Below are 25563 nucleotides of genomic sequence, written 5' to 3'. Positions count from 1 at the left end.
TTCCACGTGCGTGCGGCCGCGCACCCGCCAGTCGTGATCGCGGGAACACGGTCGCGCCGAGCTAGCCGACGGATTGCCGGGCTCGGTCCAACGGCGTGTCACGCTACCGGAGAGGTATTTGACGTCACAGTCACCGCCGCACGTGGCGCGCTGCAGGATTGCCGGAAGTCGGCCTCAGCCCGCCTCGTCGATCAGTTCGAGTCCGGTGACGACCTCGGTCTCGATCCGGATGACGTGATCCATCGGCAGGTTGATCCACGGGTCCAGCAGCGTCTCGTAGCGCTGCACCTGTTCGGGATCCATGACCACGCGCGCCACCCCGGTGACGATCACGCTCCAGCCCTGCCGGGTGTGCTCGTCGAAGGAGTCCGCCTCGTAGGCCACCACCTGGCCGTCACCCCGCAACAGGCTTGCGCCGAGATGCGCACGCACCACCACAACGTCTTCCTCGACGATGTGATTCACGGGTCTGATGATCGGAAGCCCTCTACGCGAGTACACAATTCGCCCGTATTGCGCGCTCGCCAGCCGTTTCAGAGAATCGGCAGCCGAGAGCTCGCGCAGCTTTCGTGCCCCAACGCCGCCCATTCCTCCGATTGTGGTCGATCCTCACGAATTACGCCAATTGCCTTGTCGCGTCCGGTGGTTCACTCCCAGCATCAGCGCCGCGGCGGCACCTCGACCAGCGCCGGCGGCTTGTCGGTGCGCAACCCCTTCCAGCTGGGCATGCGCAGTCGCTCACCGGAGAATTCGCGATATTCGACGTCCCCGACCAGGATCGGCCGCACCCAGTGCCAGCCGCCCGCAGCGGCTTCGGGCGGGGGTTGCTCGAAAGGGCTTGCGGAGACGGTGATCTCGTCCAGACCCTCGCGCAGCACCCGACGGGCGGCCTGGGTGAAGCCGGTGCCGACGTTGCCGATGTAGACCAGCCGCCCGGTCTCGTCGTGCGCGCCCATCACCAGGGAGCCGAATGTCGTCCCGAATCCCCCGGCCCCGGGAGTCCAGCCCGCCACCACCACTTCCGTGTTCTGCCGCAGCGGCGTCTTGATCCAGGCCGGTGAGCGCCGCCCGGGCAGGTACACCGAATCGACACGCTTCGACACGATGCCCTCGATCCGATGCTCGCGCGCCACCTCCAGCAATTTCTCCGCATCCACATCGGTCCAGTACGGCGGCACCGAAATCGGTGCGAGCGGCCGCAATTCGGCGAGCCGGTCGCGCCGCTCGAGATAGGTCTCCCCCGTGACGTCGACACCTTCGATCCGCAGCACGTCGAAGACGAAGTACCGCACCGGCACCTCGGCCACCAGCTGCTCCCCCGGCCGCGCCACGTGCATTCGCCGCTGCAGCAGCCCGAACGACGGCACGCCCTCGCGATCCTGGGCGATTATCTCCCCGTCGAGAATCAGAGATCCATTGCCGGGCAACTCTTTCAAGGCCGCCACGATCTCCGGATAGGCCGCGCTCACATCATTGCCGTTGCGGCTGTAGAGCGAGCATCCGCCGCCCTCGCACACCGCGATGATCCGGACCCCGTCCCATTTCATCTCGACCGCCCACCCGGGCCCGTCCGGCGGCGCGCCCCCGGTCGCCAGCATGGGCGACGGGCCACGACCGACGGAGGCGGCCACCGCAGCCGCTACCCGCGCCGACAATCAGGCAATAGGGACATGCCCTGGAGTTTGCTATTGAGTTGCCCTCGAGCGGGAGTGGCACGCCGGACGCCGCCGGGTCGTTATCGAATACGCTGCCCGCGCGGGCTAGCGCGCCGAGATGCCCTGCTGTCGAATCGCGTCGAGGACCTCGCCGTAGGTCAGCGAGGACGTGACGGTGATGGTCTCCGCCGCCTTGTCCACGCTCACCCCGCTGGTCGAGTCCATGCCGCGCAGCGCCCGCTCGGCCAGATCGGCCTCGGTGGCGAAGTGGGTGAGGTCGTAGGTGTAGGTCGACATGATGTGCTCCTGCCTGTGGGGGTTCGCAATCCGGACATAGCCGCCGCCGTGGCGGCCAAACCGCGCAGACTCACCGCACAACCCGCCGGACCGCGGGTTTGACCTGCGGATCAGCGGGCATGACCCCTACATGCTGACAATCATCGGGCTCATCGCTCTGCTGGGTGCTGTGACCGTGGGGGTGGCCGGTATTCAGGCCAACAGCGGGGACAGCCATGCATTGCCCAGTGGCTTCACGGTTTTCGATCACAACTACGGGGGCTCCTCCGGATTACTGTTCGCCTACGGGATTCTGGTCGGGGCGATCGGCACGGCGGGCTTCATCCTGCTGCTGGCCGGTCTCTGGACCACCTCCCGCCGCGGTGTCACCGCGCGCCGCGAGCTGCGCCAATCGCGGCGCGAAATGGCCGCGGCACGAAAGGAACTCGCGAAACCTGTACCGGCACCCCAACCGGCGCGTAGCGTGGATTCGCCCCGGCAGCCGGTGGTTCCCATGACCAAGACGCCGCCGCAACGCCTGTTCGCGCGGCCGACCTGGTCGGTCAACCCGTTCCGGAAGGGCCCGGGCACCACACCCGCCAAAACCGAATCCGTCGCCAAATAGGATCCCGGTCCGATCCAGTGGGGACCCCGCGGTCCCCCCAGAGGACACCGCATGCTCGCCGTGCTCGGCCTCGCGCTGCTCGACGCGGGCTGGCTCATCGCCACCCCGGCTCTCACCTCACTCGGCATCGTCGTGCTGACCGCGGCACTGGTCCAATGGCTGCTGGGCGCGCCCGCCCGCTACCTCGCCCATCCTCGATACTGACCGCGCACACCGACCGCGCCGACCGGTCCTCGTCCGGTCGGCTAGCGTCGCTGTCATGACGGTGACGGTGCTGGTTCCGGATGAGTATGGTTTCGAGGCGGTCTCGCGGTTGGAGGCGGCCCGGCCGCTGCGCTACACGCTGGGCGAACCGCTACCCGCCGGGGCCGACGAGGCCGAGATCTTCGTCCCCACTTTTCTGGCCGCCCGCCCCGAGACCGTGGAGCTGGCGCGCTCGTTGCCGAAGCTGCGCCTGGTCCAGCTGCTCACCGCCGGGGCCGAGATGTGGGTCGGCAAGCTGCCCGCCGAGGTCATGATCTCCACCGGCCGCGGCGCGCACGGCGCGAGCACCGCCGAGTGGGCGATCACCGGATTGCTCTCGGTCTACCGGGAATTCACCGAATTCGCCGTGGCCCAGCGCGAGCACCGGTGGACCCAGCACCGGACCGACACCCTGCACGGCAAGCGCATCCTGATCATCGGCGCGGGCGATCTGGCCACCGAATTGCGCCGGATGCTGGAGCCTTTCGACACCACGGTCGAACTGGTCGGTACGAAGGCTCGTGAGGGCGTGCACGGCGTCGACGAAATCCCGGACCTGCTCCCGCATTTCGACGCGGTCGTGCTCATGGTCCCGGTCACCGCCGCGACCGTCGGCATGGTCGACGCCGCCTTCCTGGCCCGCATGGCCGACGGCGCCATCCTGGTCAATGCCGCGCGCGGCCCGGTGGTGAAGACCGACGATCTGCTGGCCGAACTCCAATCCGGCCGTCTGCGCGCCATTCTCGACGTCACCGATCCGGAGCCGCTGCCCGCCGATCATCCGCTGTGGGACGCCCCCGGCCTGCTGCTGACCCCGCACGTCGGTGGCAGCAGCGCGGGAAATCTGCGGCGCGGCTGGTCCATCGCGACGGCCGAGATCGCGCGCTATCTGGCGGGTGAGCCGCCGCGCAATCTCATTCGCGGCGAATACTGATCACCGCAGGGTCCAGGGCCCTACTGCGAATCCTTGCCGATCGGCCGATTGATCCCGCGCCACTCGCGCTCCCAGCGCGCATACCGCCGGGCATCGAACACCGTGCCGGTGAACCACACCGTCGCCGCTGCGGCACACCAGGTTTCGACCAGCACCGCCAGCCCCGTCCCGATCCCCTCCGCGGCCGCCGCCCCCGGCCGCGCCGGGGCCAGCGTCGGCTGCCCGTTCTTGACCCACAGCGTCACCGTCGCGCCCGTGACCTGCGGTCCGGTCACATCCACGGTCGCGGTGGCGGTCTTGCCGTCGATTTCCCATTGCACCGGAGCCTGATACCGCTGCTGCCCCGCGTAGTGATCGGATCCGGCCACCCGCACCGCATCCCCGGTCTCGATGGCGTTCACCTTGGTCTTGCCCGCATCCTGCGACGCGATCCGCGCCTGCGCGCCGGTATAACTCACGGTCCCGATGGCCCCCGCGACCGGCACCGCCGCCACCACGACAACCACCGCCACGGCCCGCAACAGCACCTCGGCCCGATCCGAGACGCGCATCAGCGGATTGGGGTTCCAGGGCCGCACCCGCCACACACGAGTCGGCAAAGGAGGACGCATCGACACCTGGACCGCCTCTCTCCACGCGTCGGTTCTACCGGCTATATCGGTAGCTGTACCCACTCTGATACGCCATGAACCGGTTGAACGTCAAGGTCAGCGCGTTGCGAGTACATTACGTAACCCCTCGGGCACTGCCTTTCGCCGAAATGACCTGTCGGGTCAGGGGTGCTGCTCGTTGTGCGCGGCCAGCGCCGCCAGAAATTGTTCGGTCCATCGGCATGCTGCGGCAATGGGTTCCAGGAGGGCGCGGCCCAGCCCGGTCAGCTCGTATTCGACCCGTGGTGGCTGTTGGTCGAACTCGGTGCGAGTGATGAGCAGGTCGCGTTCGAGTCCGCGTAGGGACTCGGTCAGGACCTTGGGCGTGATGCCCGGGATGGCGCGACATGACAGCCGATGTGATCATTGTGGGAGCCGGTCCAAGGCGAAGTGGTCAATCCAAAGCTCTTGGGCTGCAACCACGGACAATTGACGTCTCGGAGTCGCGAGGTCTGCTCGGTCGCCTTTCCAACGGCGTTGTCCAGCGGATCCCCGGCGGGCATTTCGCCGGGCTGCCTTTGGACTTCTCGGCATGGGATACCGCCCACCCCTACATGGCCGGAATCCCGCAGGCGCGGGTGGAGCAGATGCGCGTTTTGCCGTCGCCTATGTATAAAGTTGCTAAGATTCGAAAGTAACTCGGGTAAGCCCGATTTGCTGGAGATGTCCGGATCAGACTTGGTCAGTGAGTCCGTCGAGAAGTCGCCGCCGGTTGGCAACGTCCGACGGACTTCCGCGCAACGGAACGGGAATCGAACCGATGACAAGCATCGAGGAACTGGGAATCCGAATCCGCGAGCTCCGGCTCCCCCACTCGGATGGCGCCACCGTCGCCGCCCACGCCGTGGTACAGACTCTCGACCCTCGCACGCTCGCCGTCGTCGCCTTCCACGGTCGCGACACCTATCTGATCGAACAAGCCATCCGGATCCAGCACGCCGACTTGGCCAGCATCACCGCTGCCAACGAGGTCATCACCATCACCATGTGAGCGACCGCGCGGCGGAGCAGACCCCGACGCCGCGCCGAGCGTCTCGCCGCGGCCCGCAAAACCATGGGCCCCGATTCCTCACCGAACTCGCCGCGAAGAACCTCGGCCGACCATCGATACCCGGCGAGGCGCGTATGTCGGCGCGCTCACCCGACCTTGGTGGCCCACAGGACGACGTTCGTCCCGAAGAACCTCCTGCGCCAGCCGATATCGCGAAAACCCATGCGACCCAAAAGATCGGCGACCTGGCTAGGCGATTCGAAAGCGCGCGTGCTGGATTCGAGATAGGCGTAGGACGAGCGGTCGCCGGACACCGCCTGTCCCAGCAGCGGGACGATGATGCGCATCCCCCACTCCACGATCGGCCTCACCGGCCCGCTGGGCGGGCAGGTCTCGAGAATGACGAGGCGGCCCCCGGAGCGGAGCACCCGGCGCTGCTCGCGCAGCACCCCTTCGACATCGTCGACATTGCGCAGCAGGTACCCCTCGGTGATCGCATCGAAGGAGTTGTCGTCGAACGGCAGGTCGGCGGCATCGGCGTGTCGCCATTGGACGACGCCGGCACCCGGTTTCGCCTTCGCGTGCGCCAGCATTCGCTCCGAGAAGTCGGCGCCGACGACGGTCGCCGCGGGATACCTGCGGGCCACCTCCAACGCGATCGCACCCGTGCCGGTCGCCAGATCGAGCACCCGACCGTTCTCGGGCGGGGCCGCGCGCTCGGCGACCTCACGACACCACCGGCGATGGCGGCCGAGCGTCATGAGTCGGTTCATCAGATCGTAGTAGCCGGCGATCTTCTGGAAGATCCCGTGCACCTCAACACTTTTGCCGGATGTCATGCCACCTTCGGCCATTTCACGCACCCGCCGAGCGATTCAGGATCAGGTCGCCTGCCCGGGCGATGACCTCTTCCCGGGTACGGCCGGGGTGATCGGCGGCCAGGAAATGGCTGCCGATGGCCGCGCAGAAGGCGAGCAGGCTGCGGGCCTCGACCTCGTCGGGATCCGAGCAGATCGTGCCGATCGCCTCGCGCAGCAGGTCCATGCGCCGGTTGTCCACCCGGCGCAGACGTTCGGCGACGGCGGTGTCGCGGCGCGCCCAGTCCCGGATGGCCAGATCGATGGGTAGCAGCCGGTCACCGGAGAAGGTGAGATGGCCGGCCAGCCGGGCCTTGTCGAGCACGCTGCCGTCCGATTTCGCGATCTCGTCGAGCACATTGTCGACAGCCTCGCGCTCCCAGGTGTCGAGCATCGCCGTCAACAGTGCGTTGCGGTCGGCGAAGTACCCGTAGAACCCGCCCTTGCTGACGCCGAGCGCCTTGGCGAGGCTTTCGACGCGCACGGCGTCGACGCCTCCGGAGGCCAACGCGGAAAGCCCTGCGTCGACCCATGTTTCGCGCGGCGTGCGCAGTGCGCCCATGCCCTGATCCACCTCACTCCACCGTTGCACGGAACCGTATAACAGATCCAGCCTTCGACTATACGCAACCGTACAATTCTCGGAGGACCGGCGACAGCGGTGGGATCCGGCGAGCGATCCTGGCGGATACAGACCTATCGGTTTGAGTAGGCTGGGCGGGCCAGACAGCGCCCGAGGCCGGGAGGTGGGGCATGCCACGCAAAATTCACGGTACGGACAGCACGTTCGATCTCGTCGTCGCGGGCGCCGATGCGGCGGTACTGGTCGTCACCACCGCCGATGCCGGACGGCGGGCGGGGTGCGTGGTCGGATTCGCCACACAGGTTTCGATCGAGCCGAGGCGATTCCTGGTCTGCCTCTCCAAGCGGAACTACACCTTTCGGGTCGCCTCCGGCGCCCACCATCTGGCGGTCCATCTGCTCTCCGACGAATCCACCGCACTGGCACAGCTTTTCGGTTCCGAGACCGGTTTCGACATCGACAAGTTCGACCATTGCGATTGGCAGGAAGGACCGCATGCCCTGCCGATCCTCACCGCCGCGTCCGGCTGGTTCACCGGCGAGATTCTGCGGCGCACCGACTTCGGTGACCATGTCGGCATGCTGCTCGCCCCGACCGCCGCACATGCCCCGGACCCGCCCTACAGCCGCTGCGGTACAGCGCGGTCAGCGACCTCACGCCCGGCAACAACCCCTGACTGGACGGCAGCGCGAGCTATCCGGCGTTGCCGGTGCATTCGGTGTGGACCACGACGGGACCCAATCCGGCGCTCATCGACACCAGATCCGGTGGGCCGAACGCGCCGATCGCCGCGCCCTCGGCGTCGCCTCGGGTGTTTCCGGCCCCACCCATCAGGACATCCCCCTTGGCCGCGATGGAGCCGCAGCCGTCGACGAACCGCGCCAGAACGGTGCAGTGGGCGCTCTCGCACAGCGACAACGCGTCCGCGTCGGCCTCGGCCCAGTTGGGGTAGTTGACCGCCCACATGGCGGCGATTTGATCGCCGAGCACCTCACCCGCCATCGACCCGTACAGCCGGCCGTCCGGCCCGGCCTCCGCACCCGCGGCGCCACTCCCACAGGTCGCGAACACCACCGACATCAACACCGAGACACCAACAGCCGCAAGCGATCTGGACATGAAGCCTGCTCCCTGCGTCGAGACCGGCTCCGGCGAGCATTACCGCCGAAGACCGGCACCATTACCGACGATCTCAGAACGATCGATGCTCACGACCGCTACAGCGCCACCAGGGCGGGTCGTGACCGAAAGCCCCAACTCTGTTCGCTGATCAGTAGCTGTGGACATGTCCTCACGCACCGTACATCCCGGCGCCCGGTCCAGTCCGGGCAATCCGGGCAATCGCGTCTTGACCTGCGCAGCCTCGACGGCACCCGGGTCGTCGACTACGCCCGGAGCGCCGACCTCGACGCCGCCCATCGCGTCAACTTGGCACCTGGCACACTCGGTGCAGCCCCGCCGCCCCGGGCGGGCATCGCGGTGGAGGTGAGAGCCGATGGAAGGGGCGTTCCGGGAGCGGAGGGCGGTGCGGCGGCGGGCGATCGTGGCCGCCGCGGCCGAGGTGTTCGCCGACTGCGGATATCACCAGGCGGGGATGGATGAGATCGCGGCCGAGGTCGGGATCAGCAAACCGGTGCTGTACAAGACGTTTTCGAGCAAGCTGGAGTTGTATCTGACGGTCTTGGATGCGGCTGTGGACCGGATGGTGGGTGGGCTCGGCGAGGCGTTGTGCTGGGCCGGCGGACTGCGGTCGGCCGTGTGGGCGACGGTCAATGCCTACTTCGATTTCGTCGACGCGCACGAGCACTTCTCGATGGTGCTGTTCGACGCGCAGGTGGTCGAGGAGCCCGCGGTGCAGGGCAGGGCGCAACGGGCCGGGGCACGGTGCGTCGACGCGGTTTTCGACGCGATCGCACCCCATGCAGCGTGGGAGGCCCAGCGGTCCAAGCTGCTGGCCGTCGGTCTGGTGGGGGCCGCGCAGTCCTGCGCGCGGACCTGGCTGGCGGCCGGGCGGCCGATCCCCAAGGACGAAGCGGTCGCGGCGACGATGCGGTTGGGCTGGCGCGGCTTGTCCGGTGTGCGTCTGGATCCGGCGGCGCGGCCGTCAGCCCTCCCCGATGCCGCGTCCGAAGAGGACAGCCTGGTGCGTCGCATGGGCCGCGTCAGCGACCTGACGCCGGTGACCGCCTGGAAGACCTTGCGCGAGGGGAACGATCGTTTCGTCGAAGGCCGGTTGCGGCACCCCAATCAGGGCGCGGCCGATCGAGCGAAACTGGCTGCGGGACAGCGGCCCTCGGCGATTCTGTTCGGCTGCGGGGATTCCCGGGTGGCTGCGGAGATCATCTTCGACCAGGGTCTCGGTGACATGTTCGTGGTCCGCACCGCGGGGCACGTCCTCGACGCCAGCGTGCTCGGTTCCATCGAGTACGGCATCGAGGTGCTCGCGGTGCCGCTGATCGTGGTTCTCGGCCACGACAGTTGCGGAGCGATCCAGGCCGCCGTCGACGCCCTCGACAACGGCACGGTTCCCGGCGGATTCATCCGCAGCGTGGTCGAGCGGATTACGCCATCGATCCTGCTCGCCCGCCGCGAAGGTCTCGAGGCACTCGACGAATTGGAGGGCCGGCACGTGGTCGAGACCGCGGACCTGCTGCGGCAACGGTCGCAGGTCATCGCCGACCGGATCGCCGTCGGCGAGTGCGCGATCGCGTGTGTCACCTACACCCTCGCCGATGGCAAGGCCAAGCTGCAGCGGGTGATCGGCAATATCGGCGAGCTGGAATTACCTGCGGTGATTCAGCCTCGGGGCAGGTAGCGCCCGCGGGGCTCGCCCTGGACGCGCCCCTCCGCGAGGATGCGATGGCCGCGCAGGAAGACGTCGCTGACCCGGGCTGTCATGTCGAAGCCTTCGAAAGGCGTGTACTCCTGGGCGGATTCGGAGTCGGAGGCGCGCACCGTCCAGCTGACGCCGGTGTCGACGAGTGCGATGTCGGCGTCGAAGCCGGGGGCGAGGTCGCCTTTGCCGGTGAGTCCGTAGCGGCGTGCCGGGTTCCACGAGGTGAGGCGGGCGATGTGCTGCGGGCTCAGGCCGCGTTTCATGCCCTCCCCGATCAGCCCGGGGAGCAGGTATTCGGCGCCGCCGAACCCGGATTTGGCGAGGAAGACGTCCTCGCGGTCGGCGCCGAACTTCTGTTCGTCGCGGCAGCATGCGTGATCGCTGACCACCCAGTCGATCTCACCGGCCAGCATGTGCCGCCACAGCGCCTCGACATCGGCCCGCTCCCGCAGCGGCGGATTCACCTTCCCGCCGATGCCGTGCGCGGTGTCGACGTCGGCGAGCAGATGGCCGATGGTGACCTCCCGGCGGAAATCGATGTGCGGGAAGGCTTTCGCCATCCGCAGGGCGGCATCGACCGCCTTGGCGGAGGAGAGGTGCAGCAGATTGATGGCCGGGAAGCCGGTCTCGTGCGCCAGGTACGAGGCGGTGGTGACGGCCAGCCCCTCGGAATGCGGCGGGCGTGAGGCGCTGTAGGCGCGCAGCCCGGTGAGAGTGCCTTCCCGTTCCACCAGTTCGGTGTAGGCGGCCATGATCTCGGCGGTCTCGCAGTGCAGCGACAGCGTGATCACGTCCCCGAACCGCTCGCGCGCCCGCTGCAACCCGCGCATGACGAATTCGAAATGCGCCAGGTCATAGCGCTCCTGCGGCGGGATCATGAGGAATTCCGCCTGATCGCTGGAACGGCCGTGCAGGCCGTGCCCGCCGTAGAACATGAAGATCTTGAACGAGGTGATGCCGAATTCCTCGACCAGGTACGGGATTTCCTCGATGTGCTCGCGCGTCATGGGCGCGAGGTGAATGGCGTGGTCGATATAGGATCGCCCGGCCATGCGGCTCAGCACCTCGGGCACGAAATCCCGGTAGGAGCCGCCGCGATTGAGATAGTAACGACCGGTCCGCAGATAGCTGAGCGAGGTGGTGACACCGCCCTGGGCGCACGCCCGGCTCTCGGTCTCGGTGTCCTCGGACAACTCCGAGTAGATCCCCCAGTGCTGGTGCGCGTCAACGACACCGGGGAACGCCAGCCGCCCCTGCGCATCGAACACCTCGGTCGCCGACGCGGCCGGAATCCCGGACGCTACGGCGCTGATCACCCCCGCGGTCACCGCGATGTCGAGGGTTTCGGGCTCGACGGCGTCCGGCGCCCCGGGGCGGACGACGCAAGCGTTCCGGATCAGCAGATCGATCTCCGCCACGACTGACTCCAGTTTCCTTGTGCGAAACGACTTTACCAACAGACCGATCATGGCAGTAGGATTCGCAGGTAGTCAACGTCTGCATCATCGTCATTGTTTCGTTGTGGGAAACATTCTGGCGGGGTTAGGAGTTCAGCAATGGCCGGTCCACTCTCGGGAATCCGGGTCATCGACGCGGCGACACTGTTCGCGGGCCCACTGGCCGCCACCCTGCTGGCCGACTTCGGCGCGGAGGTGATCAAGATCGAGCATCCGGACGGGGATCCGGTGCGCGGCCACGGCGCCGCGCGCGATGGAGTGGGCCTGTGGTGGAAGATGCTGGGCCGCGGCAAGAAATCGGTCACCCTGCATCTGGGCACCCCCGACGGCCAGGACCTGTTCCGCCGCATGGCCGCCGACGCGGACGTGGTGATCGAGAACTTCCGCCCCGGCACCCTGGAACGCTGGGGGCTCGGCTATTCCGAACTCCGGCAGAACAATCCGCGCCTGGTGCTCGCCCGCGTGACCGGCTTCGGACAGTTCGGCCCGTACGCGCGTCGTCCCGGTTTCGGCACGCTGGCCGAGGCCATGAGCGGCTTCGCGGCCATGACCGGTGAACCCGACGGCCCGCCCACCCTGCCGCCGTTCGGCCTGGCCGACGGAATCGCCGCGCTCACCACCGCTTTCGCCATCATGACCGCGCTGCGGGCCCGGGAGCGCGACGGCCACGGCCAGCAGATCGACCTCGCCATCGTGGAGCCGATCCTCACCCTGCTCGGCCCCCACATCCTCGCCTACGACCAGCTGGGCGAAATCCAGCCCCGAACCGGCAACCGCTCCAGCAACAATGCCCCGCGCAATATCTATCGCACCGCCGACGACCGCTGGGTCGCGGTATCCACCAGCGCGCAATCCATCGCCGAACGCGTCATGCGGCTGGTGGGCCGGCCCGAATTCCTCGGCGAGCCCTGGTTCGCCACCGGCGCGGGCCGCGCGGCGCACGCCGACGAGCTCGACGCCGCGGTCGGCAAGTGGATCGCCCAGCGCCCCGGCGACGAGGTGGTGCGGGCCTTCGAGAAGGCAGAGGCGGCCGTCGCGCCGATCTACACCGCCGCCGATATCCTGGCCGACCCGCAGTTCCGGGCGCTCGAGTCGATCGTCACCGTGCCCGACGACGAATTGGGACCGATACGCATGCAGAACATCCTCTTCCGGCTCTCGGAAACACCCGGCGGCATCCGCTGGAGCGGGCCGCCGCTGGGCGCGCACACCGCCGAGGTGCTGGCCGGCCACGGTGTCGGCGAAGCGGAATTGGCGCGGCTGCGGGCGACGGGAGTGGTCCGATGACCGAGCGAAATCCGTTGCTGGAAGTCATCTCCGGCGGCGTCGACCTGATCGAGCTGGGCCAGCCGTTCTTCACCGGCATGCCCTGCTCGCCCAACCATCCCGGCTTCCGAATGACCCTGATCCGCCGCCACGGCGATATGGTGCGCCCCGACGGCGGATCGGCCGCCAACGAGATCATCGTGACCGGCGGGCACGTCGGCACGCACATCGACGCGCTCAGCCATGTCAGCCACGAGGGCCTGCTGCACGGCGGCGTCGCGGCCGAGCACGCACAGCGCGGTGGGCTGTTCCACGAGCACGGCGCCGAGCACCTGCCGGGCCTGCTGCGCCGCGGCGTGCTGCTCGACGTGGCGCGCGTGCACGGCGTCGACACACTGCCCGGCGGCTACGAGATCACCGTCGAGGATCTGCTGGCCGCCGCCAAACAGGCTGGGGTGCAACCTGGATCGGGCGATGTGGCGCTCGTGCGGACCGGCTGGTCGCGGCTGTTCGAGGACCGCGACGCCTACCTCGGCGCGGCATCGGGTGTGCCCGGCGTGGGCGTCGAGGCCGCGCGCTGGCTCGCGGCGCGAAACGTGGTCGCCACCGGCTCGGACACCACCGCCTTCGAGTGCATCCGGCCGGGCGCCGGGCACGCCGTATTGCCGGTGCATCGGATCCTGCTCGTGGAGTCCGGCATCTACATTCTCGAGCACCTCGCGCTCGAGGCGCTGGCCGAGGCCGGGCTCGCCGAATTCGCCTTCCTGCTGGCGCCTTTGCGCATCGTCGGCGGCACCGGTTCGCCGGTGCGCCCGCTCGCGGCGGTGAGCCGATGAGCGAGCCGACCATTGTCACGCGCCTGGCCGAATTCGCCGATACCGCCCGGGCCAAGGGTGTCGGCTCCGCGCTCCGCACCGACGCGGCGCGCCGGGTCCTCGACGTCCTGGGAAACAGTCTGGCGGCCATGGATTCTCCGCCGGCCGCGGCCGTGCGCGCGGTGATCGCCGACTGGGGCGGTCATGCCGCCGCCACCGCGCTCGGCCTGCCGGGCGAGCTGCCCGCGCCGAGTGCCGCGTTGCTCGGCGGGACCCTCGCGCATGCCTTGGATTTCGACGACACCCACCTGCTGTCGGTGCTGCACCCGTCGGCGGCGGTGGTGCCCGCCGCGCTGGCCGTCGCCGAGCAGTGCGGCGCGAGCGGTGCGGCGCTGCTGGACGCGGTGGCGGTCGGGGTTGAGATCACCGTGCGCGCCGGGCTCGCCGGATACGATGCCGCCCTGGGCAATTCGATCTTCTTCGAACGCGGACTGCACGCCACCGCCATCTGCGGTGCGGTCGGCGGCGCCGCCGCGGTCGCGATGCTGTCCGGGCTGGACGCCCCCGGCATCGCGCACGCCATGGGCATCGCCGCCAGCATGGGTTCGGGCCTGCTGGAGGCCAACCGGACCGGCGGCACCATCAAACGCGTCCATTGCGGCTGGGCCGCCCACGCCGCGGTCGTCGCGGCCGGTCTCGCACGAGCCGGGCTCACCGGCCCGCCTACCGTCTTCGAGGGCAGATTCGGCCTGCTGCACGCCTTCTGCGGCGACGGGGCCGACCCCGCGGCCCTCGTCGCCGAGCTGGGTGACCGGTGGGAGGTGCGCGAGGTCTGCTTCAAGCCCTACCCGTGCAACCATTTCACCCACGCCGGTATCGACGCGGCCCTGCGCCTGCGCGCCCGGGGCGTGCGGGCCGAGGAGATCGAATCGCTCGAGCTGGGTGCGCCCGCGGCGGCCCTGCGCACCATCGGCTTCCCGCCCGAGCTGAAGGCGCGCCCCGAATCCGGTTACCACGCCGCGTTTTCCGGCCCGTACACGGTGGCCGCCGCGCTGGTCGGAGGTGGCGGGCTGGGGGTGTTCCACGAGGATTTCACCGACAGTGCGGCCCGTGATCCGCGCCGCCTGGCCCTGGCCGCCCGGGTCCGGTGCGCGCCCGACGCACGCTGCGACGAGATCTTCCCGCGGCAGTTTCCCGCCGTTCTCACCGCCAGCCTGCACGACGGCCGCACCCTCACCGAGCGTGTCGAGGCGAACCGCGGCGGCCCCGGAAACCCTTTGTCGGCAGACGAACTCGCGCTCAAGTTCCGCCTCAATACCGCCCGGCTGCTCGATGCCGCGACCGCGGACGCGCTCAGCGACATCACCTTCCGACTGGCCGCGGCACCCGATCTGAACCAACTGCTCCGGCCCCTCCGGACGCTGCGGGCATGAGCGTCACGAATGCGCCTGCGCCACTGCGGCATCGGGGAATACTCCGGCCCGCCCGAGCAGCGCGGGCACCGGTGCGCCCAGCACACCGCCCAACCACCGTGCGGTGTCGATCGTCGACGCGATGTCCACGCCGGTCGTGACGCCCATGCGATCCAGGAGGTAGAGCAGGTCCTCGGTGGCGATATTGCCGGTCGCCGCCGGAGCGAAAGGGCAGCCCCCGATCCCGCCGATGCTGGCGTCCAGGACGCGGACACCGGACTCGAGCGCGGCCACCGCGTTGGCGTAGCCGGTATTGCGGGTGTTGTGGAAATGGCAGCGCGGCAATGCATCCGGGGCCAGCTCGGTCACCGCGGACACCAGCCGCCGCACCCGGTCGGGTGTTCCGACGCCGATGGTGTCGGCCAGCGCGATCTCGTCCGGCCCCGCGGCGGCCACCCGGGCGATGAGATCGCGCACCCGGGCTTCGGGCACCTCGCCCTCGAACGGGCAGCCGAACGCGGCGGCGATGGTGACGCTGCGCCACAGCCCGGCCTCCGCGCCGCGCGCGGCCAGCCGTACCCAGCGCCCGATCCCGTCCTCGGTGGTGCACCCCTGATTGCGGCGGCTGAACGTGTCGGTCGCGACCACCACCACATTGATCTCGTCCACCCCCGCCGCGACCGCGCGATCCAGACCGCGATCGTTGAAAATCAGTCCGGCATAGGAGGTCTCGCCGTCGCGGCGCACTCCCGCCATGACCGCCTCGGCATCGGCCATCTGCGGCACCCGCTCGGGATTGACGAAGCTCACCGCCTCGATGCGCCGCGCCCCCGCGTCCGCGGCCCGGCGCATGAGTTCGATCTTGTCGGCGGTCGCGATGGGCCGCGCCTCGTTCTGCAATCCGTCGCGGGGCGCGACCTCGACCAGCGTGATGTCCACGAATCCTCCGTAGTGCCAAGGTGTTCGGCGATCGACCGGATTCGACTCGATCTTGCTCGCCGTTTCGCTACGGGATACATTGTATCCATTCTTGCGGAGGTCGCGGAGCGACTCCGAAGGCGTGACAGGACGGAGTTGCCGAATGGCCGAGGACACCACCCCCGCATCGGGCCCGCTGGCCGATCTGCGGGTGATCGAGATGGGACAGCTGCTGGCGGGACCGTTCTGCGGCCAGCTGCTGGGCGACTTCGGGGCCGAGGTGATCAAGCTCGAGTCGCCGGGCCAGGGCGATCCCATGCGGGAATGGGGCCGCGAGAAGCCCTACGGCAAGTCGCTGTGGTGGCCGGTGGTGGCGCGCAACAAGAAATCGGTCACCTGCAATCTGCGTACCCCGCGGGGCCAGGCTCTCGCCCGCGACCTCATCGCCCGGGCCGACATCGTGGTGGAGAACTTCCGCCCCGGCACGCTGGAGCGGTGGGGCCTGGACTACGACACCCTGCGCGCGATCAACCCGGGCCTGATCCTGACCCGCGTCACCGGATACGGCCAGGACGGCCCCTACTCCCCGCGTGCCGGTTTCGGCTCCATCGGCGAGGCCATGGGCGGAATCCGCTACACCACGGGCGATCCCGACCACCCGCCCGCCAGAACCGGTATCTCCCTGGGCGATTCGCTGGCCGCGGTGTTCGCGACCATCGGCACGCTCGCCGCCGTGCACCATCGCGGACGTACGGGCCACGGCCAGATCGTGGACTCGGCCATCTACGAGGCGGTACTGGCCATGATGGAATCACTGCTGCCCGAATGGGGTGTCACCGGCTACCAGCGCGAACGCACCGGTCCGGTGCTGCCGAATGTCTCGCCCAGCAATGTCTATCCGACCGCCGGCGGCGGGCTGATCCTGATCGCCGCCAACCAGGACACCGTCTTCACCCGGCTGGCCAAGGCCATGGGACGGCCGGAACTGGTGAGCGCCGAGCATTTCGCCACCCATTCCGCACGCGGTGAGCACATGGCCGAACTCGACGCGATCATCGCCGAGTGGACCACCACCCGGCCCGCGGACGAACTGCTCGATCTGCTGCATCGCGAAGGCGTGCCCGCGGGCCGCATCTACACCGCGCGGGACATGTTCGCCGATCCGCATTTCGCCGCCCGCGAGGCCATCGTGCGCCTGGCGCATCCCGAACTCGGCGAGGTCCCGATGCAGAACGTCTTCCCCAAGCTCAGCGAAACACCCGGCAGCGTCCGGCATCTCGGCCCGGAGCTCGGCGAGCACAATGCCGACGTCTACGGCCGCCTGCTCGGCCTGGCTCCCGACCAGCTCGCGGATCTCACCGCGAACGGCATCGTCTGAGGAGTCCGCGATGTCCGACCCGATCGCACCGAGCGCATCCGACCCGTCCGCACCGCGTCCGCCTACATCCCACCCAGCCCCATCCGGCCTGTCCGCCTCCGACTTGGCTGACGACTATCGCCGCCACGGGTTTTCGGGGCGGCTCGGGGCGGGCGCGCGACCCGCCGTTCTGGTGATCGACCTGTGTACGGCCTACCTCGCCGACGACTCGCCGCTGCGCGCACCGGTCGAGGCGGCCGTGCGAGCGACCGCGACGCTGGTCGCACGTGCCCGGGCGGTGGGCAGCCCGGTGATCTTCACCCGGGTGAGCTATCGGCCGGGCAGCGCCGACGGGGGCCTGTTTCGCCGAAAAGTCCCTGCTCTCAGTGTCTTCGAGGAAGGCAATCCGCTGGGCGAGTTCCTCGCCGAGCCTGCTCCCGCGCCGGGTGAGGTCGTGGTCCGCAAGCAGTACGCCAGCGCGTTCCACGGCACCTCACTCGCCGCGACCCTGACCGCGCTGGGCGTGGACACCGTGCTCGTCACCGGGCTCACCACCAGCGGCTGCGTGCGCGCCTCCGCAACCGACGCGCTGCAGCACGGCTTTCGGCCGCTGGTGGTGGCCGACGCGTGCGGCGACCGCGATCCGCGCCTGCACGCGGCCAATCTGCTGGACCTGGACGCCAAATACGCCGACGTCATCGATCTGGACACCGCCCTCGCGGTGCTGGGCTGACCGAATCTCGTTCCCCGATCGGCCTTTCCGCGCCGATCGCCCCTTCCGCTGACAGTCGTTCAGCCGAGCCTGGTTAGGAAATCATGGGCCCGCATCACTACGGGTGGTGGATCCTGCTGCATCTGGTCCTGTTCGTGTTCTGGCTGGGCGGTGATCTGGGTGTGTTCTACTCGAGCCGCTTCGTCATCGACCCCGGGCTCGCCCCGCCCGTGCGGGCAACGGCGCTGGCCATCATGAGCGGTCTCGACCTCGGGCCGAAGATCTGCCTGGTGCTGTTTCTGCCCAGCGGCGTGACACTCATGGCCGAATCACCGCACGGCGCAAGCTTTCTCGGTATCGATCTGTTCCCGTGGTGGTCGATCGCGCTGGTGTGGGTTCTCGCCGCGGTGTGGCTGGCGTGCACGATCATCACGCACCGCACACACGGACGCATCGCCGCGATCCAGCGGGCCGATCTGGCACTGCGCATCGCGGTGATCGCGGGTATGACCGCGGCGGGGGTGTACACGCTGTGCGCGAACGACCCGTTCGGCGTCACCACCAACCCTCGCTGGCTGGGCGGCAAGATCCTGCTGTACTGCGCCGCGATCGCCGCCGGGCTGGGCATTCGAATCACCTTGCGCCCCTTCGGTCCCGCCTTCGGCCGCATGCTCGCCGAAGGCCCGGGAACCGAGGCCGAGACCGTGCTGCGCCGCAGCGTGAACGGCTGCCTGCCCTATGTCTGGGTCATCTGGGGCAGCGTGCTGGCCGCCGCGGCGCTGGGCGTGTTCAAACCGGGCGCGCACCTGTGAGGTGCGCGAATCACTCTCCGGTGTAACCGAGTTGGGTCGACAGCGCGCCGGATGCCTTGAGCAGCATCGGCACGTAATCGTCGATGTGCGGTTCGAACCGTGACAGCGGACCGCACACGCTGATCGCCGCCACCACGCCACCGTCGTGATCGAGCACGGGCGCGGCGATGGACGCGGCCCCGATCTGCCGCTCCCCCAGTGACACCGCGTAGCCGCGCGTGCGGACGGCATTGAGCTCGGTGCGCAGCTTGCGCTGCGAGGTGATGGTGGCGGCGGTGAAGGCGGTCAGCTCGTGCCGTCGCAGGTATTCGTCGATCTCCTCCTTGCGCAGGTAGGCCAGGATCGCCTTGGAGGAGCTGCCGGCGTGCAGCGGATACGGCTGCCCCAGCGCCACTTCCATGCGCAGTTCCTGATCCGGCACCACCTGGTCCACGTACATGCGCGTGTCGCCGCGCCGGATGGACAGGGTGGCGGTTTCCCCGGTGAGGGTGGCCAGCCGCCGCAGTTCCGGGCCCGCCATCACCCGCAGATCGGTGCGCGCCAGATACGCGCGGCCCAGTGCCATGGCCGCGTGCCCGAGCGCGTAGCGCCGCGTGGTGGGTTCCAGGGTGATGAGATCGCGGCTCCGCAATGCCGTAAGTATGCGGTGCACAGCGGCTTTGGTGATGCCGAGCTCATTGGCGATCTCGGTGACGCCGAGGTCGGGCCGGCCGCTGCGGCCGAAGAGCAGCAGGACGTCCATGGCGCGTTCGACCGCGGCGATGGACCGGCTCTGGCTGTCGGTTTCGGTATCGGGCACGCGGCCAGTGTAGAGGTGCGATTTCCCCATGGGAAACACGATCGCCCGGGTGGCGGTTGCGCCCCCGACCACCTATCGTTACCTTGTGCGTAACAGCGTTTCCACTACCGAAACGGAGTAGAGATGGAATCGCAGAATCTCCGGACGGTACTGGCGCAGTGGGCAACCGGGGTCGTCGTGGTCACCACCCGCACCCCGGACGGCGGCCGCCACGGCATGACCGCCAGCTCGTTCACCAGTGTGGCGCTGGATCCGCCGCTCGTCTCGGTGTGTGTGACATCCAGTGGCGCCACCTGCCGGCTGATCCGGCACAGCGGGGTCTTCGCGGTGAACGTGCTCGGCAGCGACCATCGGGAGGTGGGCCGCCGTTTCGCCGGACCGGCCACCGCCGACCGGTTCGCGGTCGGCGACTGGGGCACCGCCACCACCGGAGCGGCCGTGCTGGCCGACGCCGTCGCCTGGGTGGATTGCGTTGTGGCCGCGTGCTATCCGGCCGGGGATCACACCATCGTCCTGGGGCTGGTCCGCGACGCCGCCATGCCGCGTCCGGCCGCCCCGCTCATCTATCACGACCGCACCTACTACGAGGGGATCGCCCGATGATCGGCCAACGACTCGTCGAAGACATGACGCCTGCCGAACTCGAACGCGCCGAACGCGTCGAATCCGTGCTGCCCGCGCTGCGCGCCGCCGCCGAACAGGCCGACGCCACCGCCACCTTCCCCGCCTCGCACATCGCGCTGCTGCGCGAGGCCGGACTGCTGGGGCTGGTGGTGCCGGAGAAGTTCGGCGGATTGGGCGGCACGCTGCGGGATCTGGCGGCCGCCACCTACGCCATGGGCACCGCCTGCCCGTCCACCGCGCTGGCCTACTTCTTCCACAACACCAGCGCCTCCCGGGGACTGCTTCCACTCGAGGCCATCGACGCCGGCTTGTTCGACGACGCCGAGATCCCGGTGGTGCGGGCCTTCGCCGAGAAGGTCCTGACCCGCATGGGCGAAGGGGCGTGGCTGGCCAATTTCGCCTCGGAATCGGTGAAGACCTCCGCGGCCAACATCACCATCGCCACCACCGCGCACAAGGTCGACGGCGGCTGGATTCTCAACGGCGAGAAGTCTTTCGGCTGCGCGACCGGCGTCGCCGACTACTACCTGACCTCCGCCAAACTCGAGGGCCACGAAACCGCCGAGGGGCTGGCCACCTTCTTCGTCCCGCGCGAAGCCGCGGGTGTGAGCACCCGGGCCCCGTGGGACGGGCTGGGCATGCGCGCCACCGCCAACAACGGCATCCGGCTCGCGGACGTGTTCGTGCCCGACGACGAAGCGCTCGGCGTGCCGGGCGCTTTCACCAAGATGCTGACCATGAGCCGGGGCAGCTTCGTCGGCAATCAGCTGGCCATCGCGGCGGTCTACACCGGCTGCGCGCAACGGGTATACGACGAGATCCTCACCGCCACCACGACGAAACGCTTCGCCGACACCGGCGAGCCGATCGCCTCCTCGCCCGTGCATCAACTGCTGTTCGGGGAGATGACCCGCAGCCTGCAGACCGCGTATCTGTGGCTGCGCTATCAGCTCGCGGTCGAAACCGCCGAGGTGCCCTTCAAATCCAAGCAGGACGTGTTCGCGCAGTGGCGGCTGGGCAAGGGCGCGGTCACCGAGGCGTGCTTCCAGGTGGCGCTGGGGGCGCTCAAGGCCGGCGGCACCTCGGCGGCCTCCATGCACGGCGTCACCGGGCGCGCACTGAGGGATCTGGCCATGGGTCTGGTCATGACCTTCCCCGCCGAGCGCGGCATGCTCGAGGTGGCGCGCATCGTCACCGAGGCCCGCGCCAACGACCTGTTCGCCACCGCGCCCGCGGCGGCCGCGCGATGAGCATCGAGCTGCCCCCGATTCGCGATCTGATCGACGGGGAATGGGACGCGCCCGCCGTGGATATCGGCCTGGCGCTGGAGGATCCGGCCACCGGAGAGGAGGTGGCGCAGGCCGTGGCGACCGGACCCGAGCGGCTCGAGCGGGCGCTTTCGGTGGCGGAGCGGGCCTCCGGGCGCATCGACGCCGACACCCTGGACGCCATCGCCACGGGGCTCGAGTCACGCCTGGAGCGCATCACCGCACTCGATGCCTTCGCCACCGGCGTGCCGGTGCGCCAGACCGAACCGCTGGGCGCGATCGTGTCGGGCTCGTTCCGCTTGGCCGCGGACCAGATTCGCGGCGGCGCGCTGCGGGCCGACCGCGGCGCGGTCGAGGTGCATCGGCTGCCGCTGGGTCCCGCCCTGTGCCTGGTGCCGTGGAACGCGCCCGCCCCGATGGCCGCGCACAAGGTCGCCAACGCCCTGGCTGCGGGTTGCCCGGTGATCCTCAAGGTCAGCGAGCTGACCCCGTACAGCGCGGTGGTGTTGGCCGAGGTGATCGCCGAGCACGCGCCCGCGGGCATGTTCCAGCTCGTGCACGGCGATGCCGCGACCGGCGCACGGCTGGTGGCCGATCCGCGCATCAAGGCGGTGTCGTTCACCGGCGGTGTGCCGGGCGGCCGCGAGATCGCCACCGTGTCCGCTCCCCTGTTTCGGCCCTGCCAGCTCGAATTGGGCGGCAACAACCCGCTGATCGTGCTGCCCGACGCCGATCTCGACACCGCGGCGCGCATGGGCGCGGAACTGCTGACCACCCTCAACGGGCAGTGGTGCCGGGCGCTGGGGCGGCTGATCGTGCCCGCGGCGCGCGCGGACGAGGTGACCGAGGCCATCGGCAAACGGCTCGAGGCGCTGCGCATGGGATCGCCGCTGGACCGTGCGACGGAATTGGGCCCGCTGGTGCATTCCCGGCACGTGCGGACCGTGCGGGCGGCGCTGGAGGGACGTGAGCACCGGTCCTTCGGGACGCCGCCGGAAAGCGGAAACTATGTCGCCCCGGCGCTTCTCGCGGACGATCTCGGCGAGGAGGTGTTCGGCCCGGTCGCGGGCGTGCTCGCCTACGACAGCGTCGAGGATGTGGTGCGGCTGGCCAATGCCGGGCCCTACGGGCTGGAAGCGTATGTGTGCGGGACGGATACCGAATTCGCGCTGGCGGTGGCGCGCCGGATTCGGGCGGGCGAGGTGAAGGTCAACGGCTCGTCCATCATGAGCCTGGATCTCATGACCCCGCGCCCGGCGTGGGGCGTCTCCGGGCTGGGTGAGGAGGGCACCGCGGAGACGTTGCGGTTCTTCACCGGAGCCCGGGTGGTCGGCGTCGAGGGGCGATTCGCCCTGCACACCTCATGAGCACCGTCGTGATCGCCGGTGCGGGACCGGTCGGGCTGACCGCGGCGCTGACCCTGGCGCGGCGTGGAATCGATGTCACCGTCCTGGAGCAGGGGCCGGGGCTGGCGGACGAATCCCGAGCCTCCACCTTCCATCCGCCCACCCTGGAGATGCTGGGCGAACTCGGCGTGGTGGACGCGCTGCTGCGAAAAGGTCTGGTGGCCTCCATGTTCCAGTATCGGGAGCGCGGCGGCGACGCCATCGCCACCCTGGATTTGAGCGTGCTGGCCGAGGACACCGGCTTCCCGTATCGGGTGCAGTGCGAGCAGAGCAAGCTCACCCCGATACTGCTGGACGCGCTGCCCGACGGGGTGCAGGTGCGGTTCTCCCATGCGGTGCAGGGAGTTTCGGCCGGCGCGCACGGCGTCGAGATCACGACCTCGCGGGGACCGGTGCGCTGCGACTATCTCCTCGGCGCGGATGGCGCGCATTCGGCGGTGCGCCAGGCTATTTCGGCCGATTTCGAGGGCAGCACCTATCCGGAGCGCTTCCTGGTCGCCTCGGTCGACGAGGATCTCTCCGCCGCGCTGCCGGGGATCGCGCCGATCAACTATGTGTTCGACCCGCATGAGTGGCTGGTGCTGCTGCGTACCCCCGACCACTGGCGGGTGCTGCTGCCGACCCCGGACGGCACGCCGGACGAACACGAATTACGCAGGCTCCCGGACCGTTTGACCGGCGTCGCCGAGCTGGGGCGGCCGTGGCGCATCGCGCACGCCAGCCTGTATCGGGTCCACGAGCGGGTGACCTCACGCTTCCGCGACGGCCGGGTGCTGCTCATGGGCGATGCCGCGCACGTCAACAATCCGCTGGGCGGACTCGGGATGAACAGCGGCATCCACGACGCGGTCCGCATGGCCGCGGCGCTGGCCGACGTGCTCGACGGTGCGCCGGACGCGGTGCTCGATCACGTTGCCCGGCAACGCCGTACCGTCGCGGTCGACCATGTGCAGCGCACCAGCCGCGCCAACTGGTCGCGATTGCACGGGCACGACGAGGAATACCGGCGGCACCTGCGGGAATTGGCGGCGGACCCGGCCGCCGCGCGCGCCCACCTGCGGCGCGCGTGCCTGATGGATTCGCTCGAGGCCACGGCATGAGAATCCATCGCGAGAATCCGGCCCGGCCGCGCGAGCTGGTCGGGTCGGTGCCGGTCACACCGTCCGAGGCGGTGGATATCATTGCGCGGGAGGCGGATCGCCGATTCCGGGAGTGGTCGCGAACGACGCTCGCGGAGCGGTTGGAATCGCTGCGTTCGGCCGCCGACGCGATCGACGCCGAGGTCGAGGACCTTTCGGTCCTCCTGGCCCGCGAGACCGGGAAGCCGGTGGCCGACTGCCGGGGCGAGATCTCCTTCGCCGCGGTGTATCTGCGCTGGGTCTGTGACCACGCCCGCACCATGTTCGTGACCACCGAGATCGATGACCGCCAGGGACGCCTGAGCGTGACACCGCGCCCCTACGGCGTGGTCGCGGCCATCACGCCCTGGAACGCGCCGATCATCCTGTCGATGCTGAAGCTCGGCCCGGCCCTGGCGGCGGGGAACACGGTGCTGCTCAAGCCCTCTCCGCTGGCACCGCTCACCGTGACCAGGGTCGCGGCGCTGCTGCCGGAGACCACCGTCGTGCACGGCGGCCCCGATCTGGTGCGGGCATTGATCGCCGACCCGCGAGTCGGCAAGGTCGCGTTCACCGGCGGTGACGCCGCCGGACGGGCCATCGCCGCGGCCGCGGGGCAGGCGCTCAAACCCGTTGTCCTCGAACTCGGTGGCAACGACCCGGCCGTGTTCCTCGACGATTTCGCGCTCACCCCCGACGACTACGAGCGGCTGGTGCTGGCGTCCTTCGCCACCTCCGGCCAGGTGTGCATGGCGGCGAAACGTCTCTATGTCCCGCAATGGCGAGCCGATGAGTTCCTCGACTCGTATCTGGCAGCGGCGCACCGCATTCTGCGAGTCGGCGACCCCCTGGACGAGTCGGTGACCATGGGACCGGTGGTCAGCCGCGCGGCGGCCGACCGGGTCACGGCGCTGATCTCCGACGCCGCCGCCCGCGGCGCTCGGATCATCACCCTGGCGAAAAGCCCTGGCGGGGAGGGCTACTTCGTCGACCCGGTCATCGCCTGCGGACTCTCCGACGACGCGCCACTGGTCGGCACCGAACAGTTCGGGCCGGCCGTACCCCTGCTCACCTACCACGACGAGGCCGAAGTCCGCTCTCGCGCCAACGATTCCGAGCTGGGCCTCGGCGCGTCGGTCTGGTCCGCCGACGAGGACCGCGCCTTCGCCTTCGCCGCCCGGCTCGAAGCCGGATTCACCTTCGTCAACACCCACAATCGCACCGGAATGTCGCTGCGCGCCCCGTTCGGCGGCATCAAGCGCAGCGGCTACGGCCGCGAATACGCCGAAGACGGACTGCGCGAATACATCCAGCCCACCGTCACCCACTCCCCCGCCGCCTTCCGCCCCGGCGGCCCCGGCCTCCCCGCCCGCGCCTACCCCACCACCACGAACGCCTGATTTCCCCGTCCGACCCTCTTGCACTCTCATGTGTCGAGTGCTAAAAAATATCTATGTCAGATGAAACAGATTATCTGACAACTCATCGACAGAGATTGGAGTTAGTTGGAGGTGGCGACCATGCTGATGCGCACCGATCCTTTCCGTGACCTGGATCGTTTGACTCAGCAGGTGTTCGGCACACCGGCCCGCCCGGCCGTGATGCCGATGGACGCCTGGCGCGACGGCGACGAGTTCTTCGTGGAATTCGACCTGCCGGGCATCGACCCGGATTCGCTGGACCTGGACGTCGAACGCAATGTGGTCACCGTGAAAGCCGCACGCCCGGAATTGGATCAGGACCGGTCGATGATCGCCGCGGAACGCACCCGCGGTGTGTTCTCCCGCCAGCTGTTCCTGGGTGAGAACCTCGACACCGACGCGATCCGCGCCGACTACCGCGACGGAGTGCTGCGGCTACGGGTCCCGATCGCGGAGCAGGCCAAGCCCCGCAAGATCGAGATCTCCCGCTCCGACGACCGCCAGGCCATCAACGCCTGACCCACCCCC

28 protein-coding genes and 2 pseudogenes are annotated in these 25563 nt (G+C 69.2%); 19 read left to right on the top strand and 11 right to left on the bottom strand.

From position 1 onward, the window contains the following. Window positions 1–174 precede the first annotated feature (174 nt). The 3 genes from ON43_RS41115 to ON43_RS41105 all read right to left on the bottom strand — a co-directional run bounded on the left by ON43_RS41115 (window position 175) and on the right by ON43_RS41105 (window position 1952). A complete protein-coding gene (locus ON43_RS41115; protein ID WP_040816457.1) occupies window positions 175–588 on the bottom strand; it encodes a pyridoxamine 5'-phosphate oxidase family protein in 414 nt (137 codons plus the stop codon). 71 nt (window positions 589–659) lie between these two features. Beyond that, window positions 660–1598: a non-homologous end-joining DNA ligase gene (gene ligD, locus ON43_RS41110; RefSeq protein WP_040816456.1), complete on the bottom strand. Its 939-nt coding sequence runs from the start codon at window positions 1596–1598 to the stop codon at window positions 660–662. A gap of 162 nt (window positions 1599–1760) precedes the next feature. Further along, window positions 1761–1952: a hypothetical protein gene (locus ON43_RS41105; protein ID WP_040816455.1), complete on the bottom strand. Its 192-nt coding sequence runs from the start codon at window positions 1950–1952 to the stop codon at window positions 1761–1763. A gap of 130 nt (window positions 1953–2082) precedes the next feature. On the opposite strand from ON43_RS41105, the gene ON43_RS41100 reads away from it, so the two are divergent. The 3 genes from ON43_RS41100 to ON43_RS41095 are packed head-to-tail and all read left to right on the top strand — an operon-like array spanning window position 2083 to window position 3733. After that, window positions 2083–2556 (top strand): LapA family protein, encoded by a 474-nt coding sequence (locus ON43_RS41100; RefSeq protein WP_051180180.1) that lies wholly within the window; start codon window positions 2083–2085, stop codon window positions 2554–2556. A gap of 51 nt (window positions 2557–2607) precedes the next feature. Next, on the top strand, window positions 2608–2760 hold the full coding sequence (locus ON43_RS44520; protein ID WP_086008116.1) for a hypothetical protein: 153 nt from the start codon (window positions 2608–2610) through the stop codon (window positions 2758–2760). 55 nt (window positions 2761–2815) lie between these two features. After that, the gene (locus ON43_RS41095) at window positions 2816–3733 is read left to right on the top strand and encodes a 2-hydroxyacid dehydrogenase (protein ID WP_040816454.1); all 918 of its coding nucleotides are present in this window, start codon (window positions 2816–2818) and stop codon (window positions 3731–3733) included. 20 nt (window positions 3734–3753) lie between these two features. Here ON43_RS41095 and ON43_RS41090 read toward each other — a convergent pair whose 3' ends face one another. Together ON43_RS41090 and ON43_RS44285 are read right to left on the bottom strand one after the other, a co-directional pair. Then, window positions 3754–4344 (bottom strand): Rv1733c family protein, encoded by a 591-nt coding sequence (locus tag ON43_RS41090; protein ID WP_444543751.1) that lies wholly within the window; start codon window positions 4342–4344, stop codon window positions 3754–3756. Window positions 4345–4506: 162 nt separating this feature from the next. Then, window positions 4507–4722 (bottom strand): winged helix-turn-helix transcriptional regulator, encoded by a 216-nt coding sequence (locus tag ON43_RS44285; RefSeq protein ID WP_281033417.1) that lies wholly within the window; start codon window positions 4720–4722, stop codon window positions 4507–4509. 421 nt (window positions 4723–5143) lie between these two features. Between ON43_RS44285 and ON43_RS41085 the strand changes: the two genes are divergently transcribed. Beyond that, on the top strand, window positions 5144–5374 hold the full coding sequence (locus ON43_RS41085; RefSeq protein WP_040816450.1) for a hypothetical protein: 231 nt from the start codon (window positions 5144–5146) through the stop codon (window positions 5372–5374). A gap of 146 nt (window positions 5375–5520) precedes the next feature. Here the strand turns inward: ON43_RS41085 and ON43_RS41080 are convergent, their stop codons facing one another. Beyond that, window positions 5521–6213 carry a ubiquinone/menaquinone biosynthesis methyltransferase gene (locus ON43_RS41080; protein ID WP_040816554.1) on the bottom strand — a complete coding sequence of 231 codons (693 nt, stop codon included), beginning with the start codon at window positions 6211–6213 and terminating at the stop codon, window positions 5521–5523. Between the two features lie 16 nt (window positions 6214–6229). Then, window positions 6230–6793, bottom strand: a complete 564-nt coding sequence (locus ON43_RS41075) for a TetR/AcrR family transcriptional regulator (RefSeq protein ID WP_040816552.1) — start codon at window positions 6791–6793, stop codon at window positions 6230–6232. Window positions 6794–6984: 191 nt separating this feature from the next. Between ON43_RS41075 and ON43_RS44280 the strand changes: the two are divergent. Then, window positions 6985–7368 (top strand): annotated as a pseudogene (locus ON43_RS44280) (flavin reductase family protein); the annotation flags it as partial. A 139-nt stretch (window positions 7369–7507) separates the two neighbouring features. Here ON43_RS44280 and ON43_RS41065 read toward each other — a convergent pair. Further along, window positions 7508–7933, bottom strand: coding sequence for a DUF4189 domain-containing protein (locus tag ON43_RS41065; RefSeq protein WP_083914361.1), 426 nt, complete (start codon window positions 7931–7933; stop codon window positions 7508–7510). A gap of 376 nt (window positions 7934–8309) precedes the next feature. Between ON43_RS41065 and ON43_RS47395 the strand changes: the two are divergent. After that, a pseudogene (locus tag ON43_RS47395) lies at window positions 8310–8867 on the top strand (TetR/AcrR family transcriptional regulator); the annotation flags it as partial. 99 nt (window positions 8868–8966) lie between these two features. Then, the gene (locus ON43_RS46635) at window positions 8967–9629 is read left to right on the top strand and encodes a carbonic anhydrase (protein ID WP_051180221.1); all 663 of its coding nucleotides are present in this window, start codon (window positions 8967–8969) and stop codon (window positions 9627–9629) included. Here ON43_RS46635 and ON43_RS41055 read toward each other — a convergent pair. Next, window positions 9611–11068 carry a dihydroorotase gene (locus ON43_RS41055; protein ID WP_040816445.1) on the bottom strand — a complete coding sequence of 486 codons (1458 nt, stop codon included), beginning with the start codon at window positions 11066–11068 and terminating at the stop codon, window positions 9611–9613. The two genes, ON43_RS46635 and ON43_RS41055, sit on opposite strands and share 19 nt — an antisense overlap. Window positions 11069–11206: 138 nt before the next feature. Between ON43_RS41055 and ON43_RS41050 the strand changes: the two genes are divergently transcribed. From ON43_RS41050 to ON43_RS41040, 3 genes are read left to right on the top strand one after another with little or no spacing between them, the layout of a single operon-like run. Next, window positions 11207–12394 carry a CaiB/BaiF CoA transferase family protein gene (locus ON43_RS41050; protein WP_040816443.1) on the top strand — a complete coding sequence of 396 codons (1188 nt, stop codon included), beginning with the start codon at window positions 11207–11209 and terminating at the stop codon, window positions 12392–12394. Next, a complete protein-coding gene (locus ON43_RS41045; protein ID WP_040816442.1) occupies window positions 12391–13209 on the top strand; it encodes a cyclase family protein in 819 nt (272 codons plus the stop codon). The genes ON43_RS41050 and ON43_RS41045 overlap by 4 nt, the downstream gene beginning before the upstream one ends. Then, window positions 13206–14621, top strand: a complete 1416-nt coding sequence (locus ON43_RS41040; RefSeq protein WP_040816440.1) for an MmgE/PrpD family protein — start codon at window positions 13206–13208, stop codon at window positions 14619–14621. The genes ON43_RS41045 and ON43_RS41040 overlap by 4 nt, the downstream gene beginning before the upstream one ends. Window positions 14622–14624: 3 nt before the next feature. On the opposite strand, the gene ON43_RS41035 is transcribed toward ON43_RS41040, so the two are convergent. Continuing rightward, on the bottom strand, window positions 14625–15539 hold the full coding sequence (locus ON43_RS41035) for a hydroxymethylglutaryl-CoA lyase (RefSeq protein ID WP_040816437.1): 915 nt from the start codon (window positions 15537–15539) through the stop codon (window positions 14625–14627). Between the two features lie 142 nt (window positions 15540–15681). Here ON43_RS41035 and ON43_RS41030 point away from each other — a divergent pair, with 142 nt between their 5' ends. From ON43_RS41030 to ON43_RS41020, 3 genes are all read left to right on the top strand, one after another. Next, entirely contained in the window at window positions 15682–16896 is a 1215-nt protein-coding gene (locus tag ON43_RS41030; RefSeq protein ID WP_040816435.1) for a CaiB/BaiF CoA transferase family protein, read from the top strand. Window positions 16897–16999: 103 nt separating this feature from the next. Next, window positions 17000–17608, top strand: coding sequence for an isochorismatase family protein (locus tag ON43_RS41025; RefSeq protein WP_306304997.1), 609 nt, complete (start codon window positions 17000–17002; stop codon window positions 17606–17608). A gap of 83 nt (window positions 17609–17691) precedes the next feature. Beyond that, complete coding sequence (locus ON43_RS41020; protein WP_040816434.1) at window positions 17692–18399, top strand: hypothetical protein; 708 nt, start codon at window positions 17692–17694, stop codon at window positions 18397–18399. Window positions 18400–18409: 10 nt separating this feature from the next. Here the strand turns inward: ON43_RS41020 and ON43_RS41015 are convergent, their stop codons facing one another. Continuing rightward, window positions 18410–19198: an IclR family transcriptional regulator gene (locus ON43_RS41015; RefSeq protein ID WP_040816547.1), complete on the bottom strand. Its 789-nt coding sequence runs from the start codon at window positions 19196–19198 to the stop codon at window positions 18410–18412. Between the two features lie 123 nt (window positions 19199–19321). Between ON43_RS41015 and ON43_RS41010 the strand changes: the two genes are divergently transcribed. The 6 genes from ON43_RS41010 to ON43_RS40985 all read left to right on the top strand — a co-directional run bounded on the left by ON43_RS41010 (window position 19322) and on the right by ON43_RS40985 (window position 25554). After that, window positions 19322–19801 carry a flavin reductase family protein gene (locus ON43_RS41010; RefSeq protein ID WP_040816431.1) on the top strand — a complete coding sequence of 160 codons (480 nt, stop codon included), beginning with the start codon at window positions 19322–19324 and terminating at the stop codon, window positions 19799–19801. Further along, window positions 19798–21072, top strand: a complete 1275-nt coding sequence (locus ON43_RS41005; protein ID WP_040816429.1) for an acyl-CoA dehydrogenase family protein — start codon at window positions 19798–19800, stop codon at window positions 21070–21072. The genes ON43_RS41010 and ON43_RS41005 overlap by 4 nt, the downstream gene beginning before the upstream one ends. Further along, window positions 21069–22457 (top strand): aldehyde dehydrogenase family protein, encoded by a 1389-nt coding sequence (locus ON43_RS41000; RefSeq protein WP_040816428.1) that lies wholly within the window; start codon window positions 21069–21071, stop codon window positions 22455–22457. Before ON43_RS41005 ends, ON43_RS41000 begins: the two co-directional genes overlap by 4 nt. After that, entirely contained in the window at window positions 22454–23596 is a 1143-nt protein-coding gene (locus ON43_RS40995) for an FAD-dependent oxidoreductase (RefSeq protein WP_040816426.1), read from the top strand. The genes ON43_RS41000 and ON43_RS40995 overlap by 4 nt, the downstream gene beginning before the upstream one ends. Further along, window positions 23593–25014 (top strand): aldehyde dehydrogenase family protein, encoded by a 1422-nt coding sequence (locus tag ON43_RS40990; protein ID WP_040816425.1) that lies wholly within the window; start codon window positions 23593–23595, stop codon window positions 25012–25014. Before ON43_RS40995 ends, ON43_RS40990 begins: the two co-directional genes overlap by 4 nt. A 120-nt stretch (window positions 25015–25134) precedes the next feature. Further along, entirely contained in the window at window positions 25135–25554 is a 420-nt protein-coding gene (locus ON43_RS40985) for an Hsp20/alpha crystallin family protein (protein WP_040816546.1), read from the top strand. The last annotated feature ends 9 nt before the right edge of the window (window positions 25555–25563 follow it).

It is taken from the genome of Nocardia concava NBRC 100430, from assembly GCF_000308815.1.
In the GTDB taxonomy this organism is placed as follows: domain Bacteria; phylum Actinomycetota; class Actinomycetes; order Mycobacteriales; family Mycobacteriaceae; genus Nocardia; species Nocardia concava.
The sequence above is the reverse complement of the archived record's forward strand: the minus strand, read 5'-3'. Positions and strand labels throughout refer to the sequence as shown.

Bases quoted from the DNA above. Each gene is read 5' to 3' on its own strand.
- ligD (WP_040816456.1), bottom strand. From the start codon at position 1,598: ATGCTGGCGACCGGGGGCGCGCCGCCGGACGGGCCCGGGTGGGCGGTC.
- ON43_RS46635 (WP_051180221.1), top strand. From the start codon at position 8,967: ATGGGCCGCGTCAGCGACCTGACGCCGGTGACCGCCTGGAAGACCTTG.
- ON43_RS41005 (WP_040816429.1), top strand. From the start codon at position 19,798: ATGATCGGCCAACGACTCGTCGAAGACATGACGCCTGCCGAACTCGAA.
- ON43_RS44520 (WP_086008116.1), top strand. From the start codon at position 2,608: ATGCTCGCCGTGCTCGGCCTCGCGCTGCTCGACGCGGGCTGGCTCATC.
- ON43_RS40985 (WP_040816546.1), top strand. From the start codon at position 25,135: ATGCTGATGCGCACCGATCCTTTCCGTGACCTGGATCGTTTGACTCAG.
- ON43_RS41100 (WP_051180180.1), top strand. From the start codon at position 2,083: ATGCTGACAATCATCGGGCTCATCGCTCTGCTGGGTGCTGTGACCGTG.
- ON43_RS41050 (WP_040816443.1), top strand. From the start codon at position 11,207: ATGGCCGGTCCACTCTCGGGAATCCGGGTCATCGACGCGGCGACACTG.
- ON43_RS41115 (WP_040816457.1), bottom strand. From the start codon at position 588: ATGGGCGGCGTTGGGGCACGAAAGCTGCGCGAGCTCTCGGCTGCCGAT.
- ON43_RS40995 (WP_040816426.1), top strand. From the start codon at position 22,454: ATGAGCACCGTCGTGATCGCCGGTGCGGGACCGGTCGGGCTGACCGCG.
- ON43_RS41080 (WP_040816554.1), bottom strand. From the start codon at position 6,213: ATGACATCCGGCAAAAGTGTTGAGGTGCACGGGATCTTCCAGAAGATC.
- ON43_RS41000 (WP_040816428.1), top strand. From the start codon at position 21,069: ATGAGCATCGAGCTGCCCCCGATTCGCGATCTGATCGACGGGGAATGG.
- ON43_RS40990 (WP_040816425.1), top strand. From the start codon at position 23,593: ATGAGAATCCATCGCGAGAATCCGGCCCGGCCGCGCGAGCTGGTCGGG.
- ON43_RS41020 (WP_040816434.1), top strand. From the start codon at position 17,692: ATGGGCCCGCATCACTACGGGTGGTGGATCCTGCTGCATCTGGTCCTG.
- ON43_RS41030 (WP_040816435.1), top strand. From the start codon at position 15,682: ATGGCCGAGGACACCACCCCCGCATCGGGCCCGCTGGCCGATCTGCGG.
- ON43_RS41040 (WP_040816440.1), top strand. From the start codon at position 13,206: ATGAGCGAGCCGACCATTGTCACGCGCCTGGCCGAATTCGCCGATACC.
- ON43_RS41095 (WP_040816454.1), top strand. From the start codon at position 2,816: ATGACGGTGACGGTGCTGGTTCCGGATGAGTATGGTTTCGAGGCGGTC.
- ON43_RS41045 (WP_040816442.1), top strand. From the start codon at position 12,391: ATGACCGAGCGAAATCCGTTGCTGGAAGTCATCTCCGGCGGCGTCGAC.
- ON43_RS41105 (WP_040816455.1), bottom strand. From the start codon at position 1,952: ATGTCGACCTACACCTACGACCTCACCCACTTCGCCACCGAGGCCGAT.
- ON43_RS41090 (WP_444543751.1), bottom strand. From the start codon at position 4,344: ATGCGTCCTCCTTTGCCGACTCGTGTGTGGCGGGTGCGGCCCTGGAAC.
- ON43_RS41065 (WP_083914361.1), bottom strand. From the start codon at position 7,933: ATGTCCAGATCGCTTGCGGCTGTTGGTGTCTCGGTGTTGATGTCGGTG.
- ON43_RS41085 (WP_040816450.1), top strand. From the start codon at position 5,144: ATGACAAGCATCGAGGAACTGGGAATCCGAATCCGCGAGCTCCGGCTC.
- ON43_RS41075 (WP_040816552.1), bottom strand. From the start codon at position 6,793: ATGGGCGCACTGCGCACGCCGCGCGAAACATGGGTCGACGCAGGGCTT.
- ON43_RS41010 (WP_040816431.1), top strand. From the start codon at position 19,322: ATGGAATCGCAGAATCTCCGGACGGTACTGGCGCAGTGGGCAACCGGG.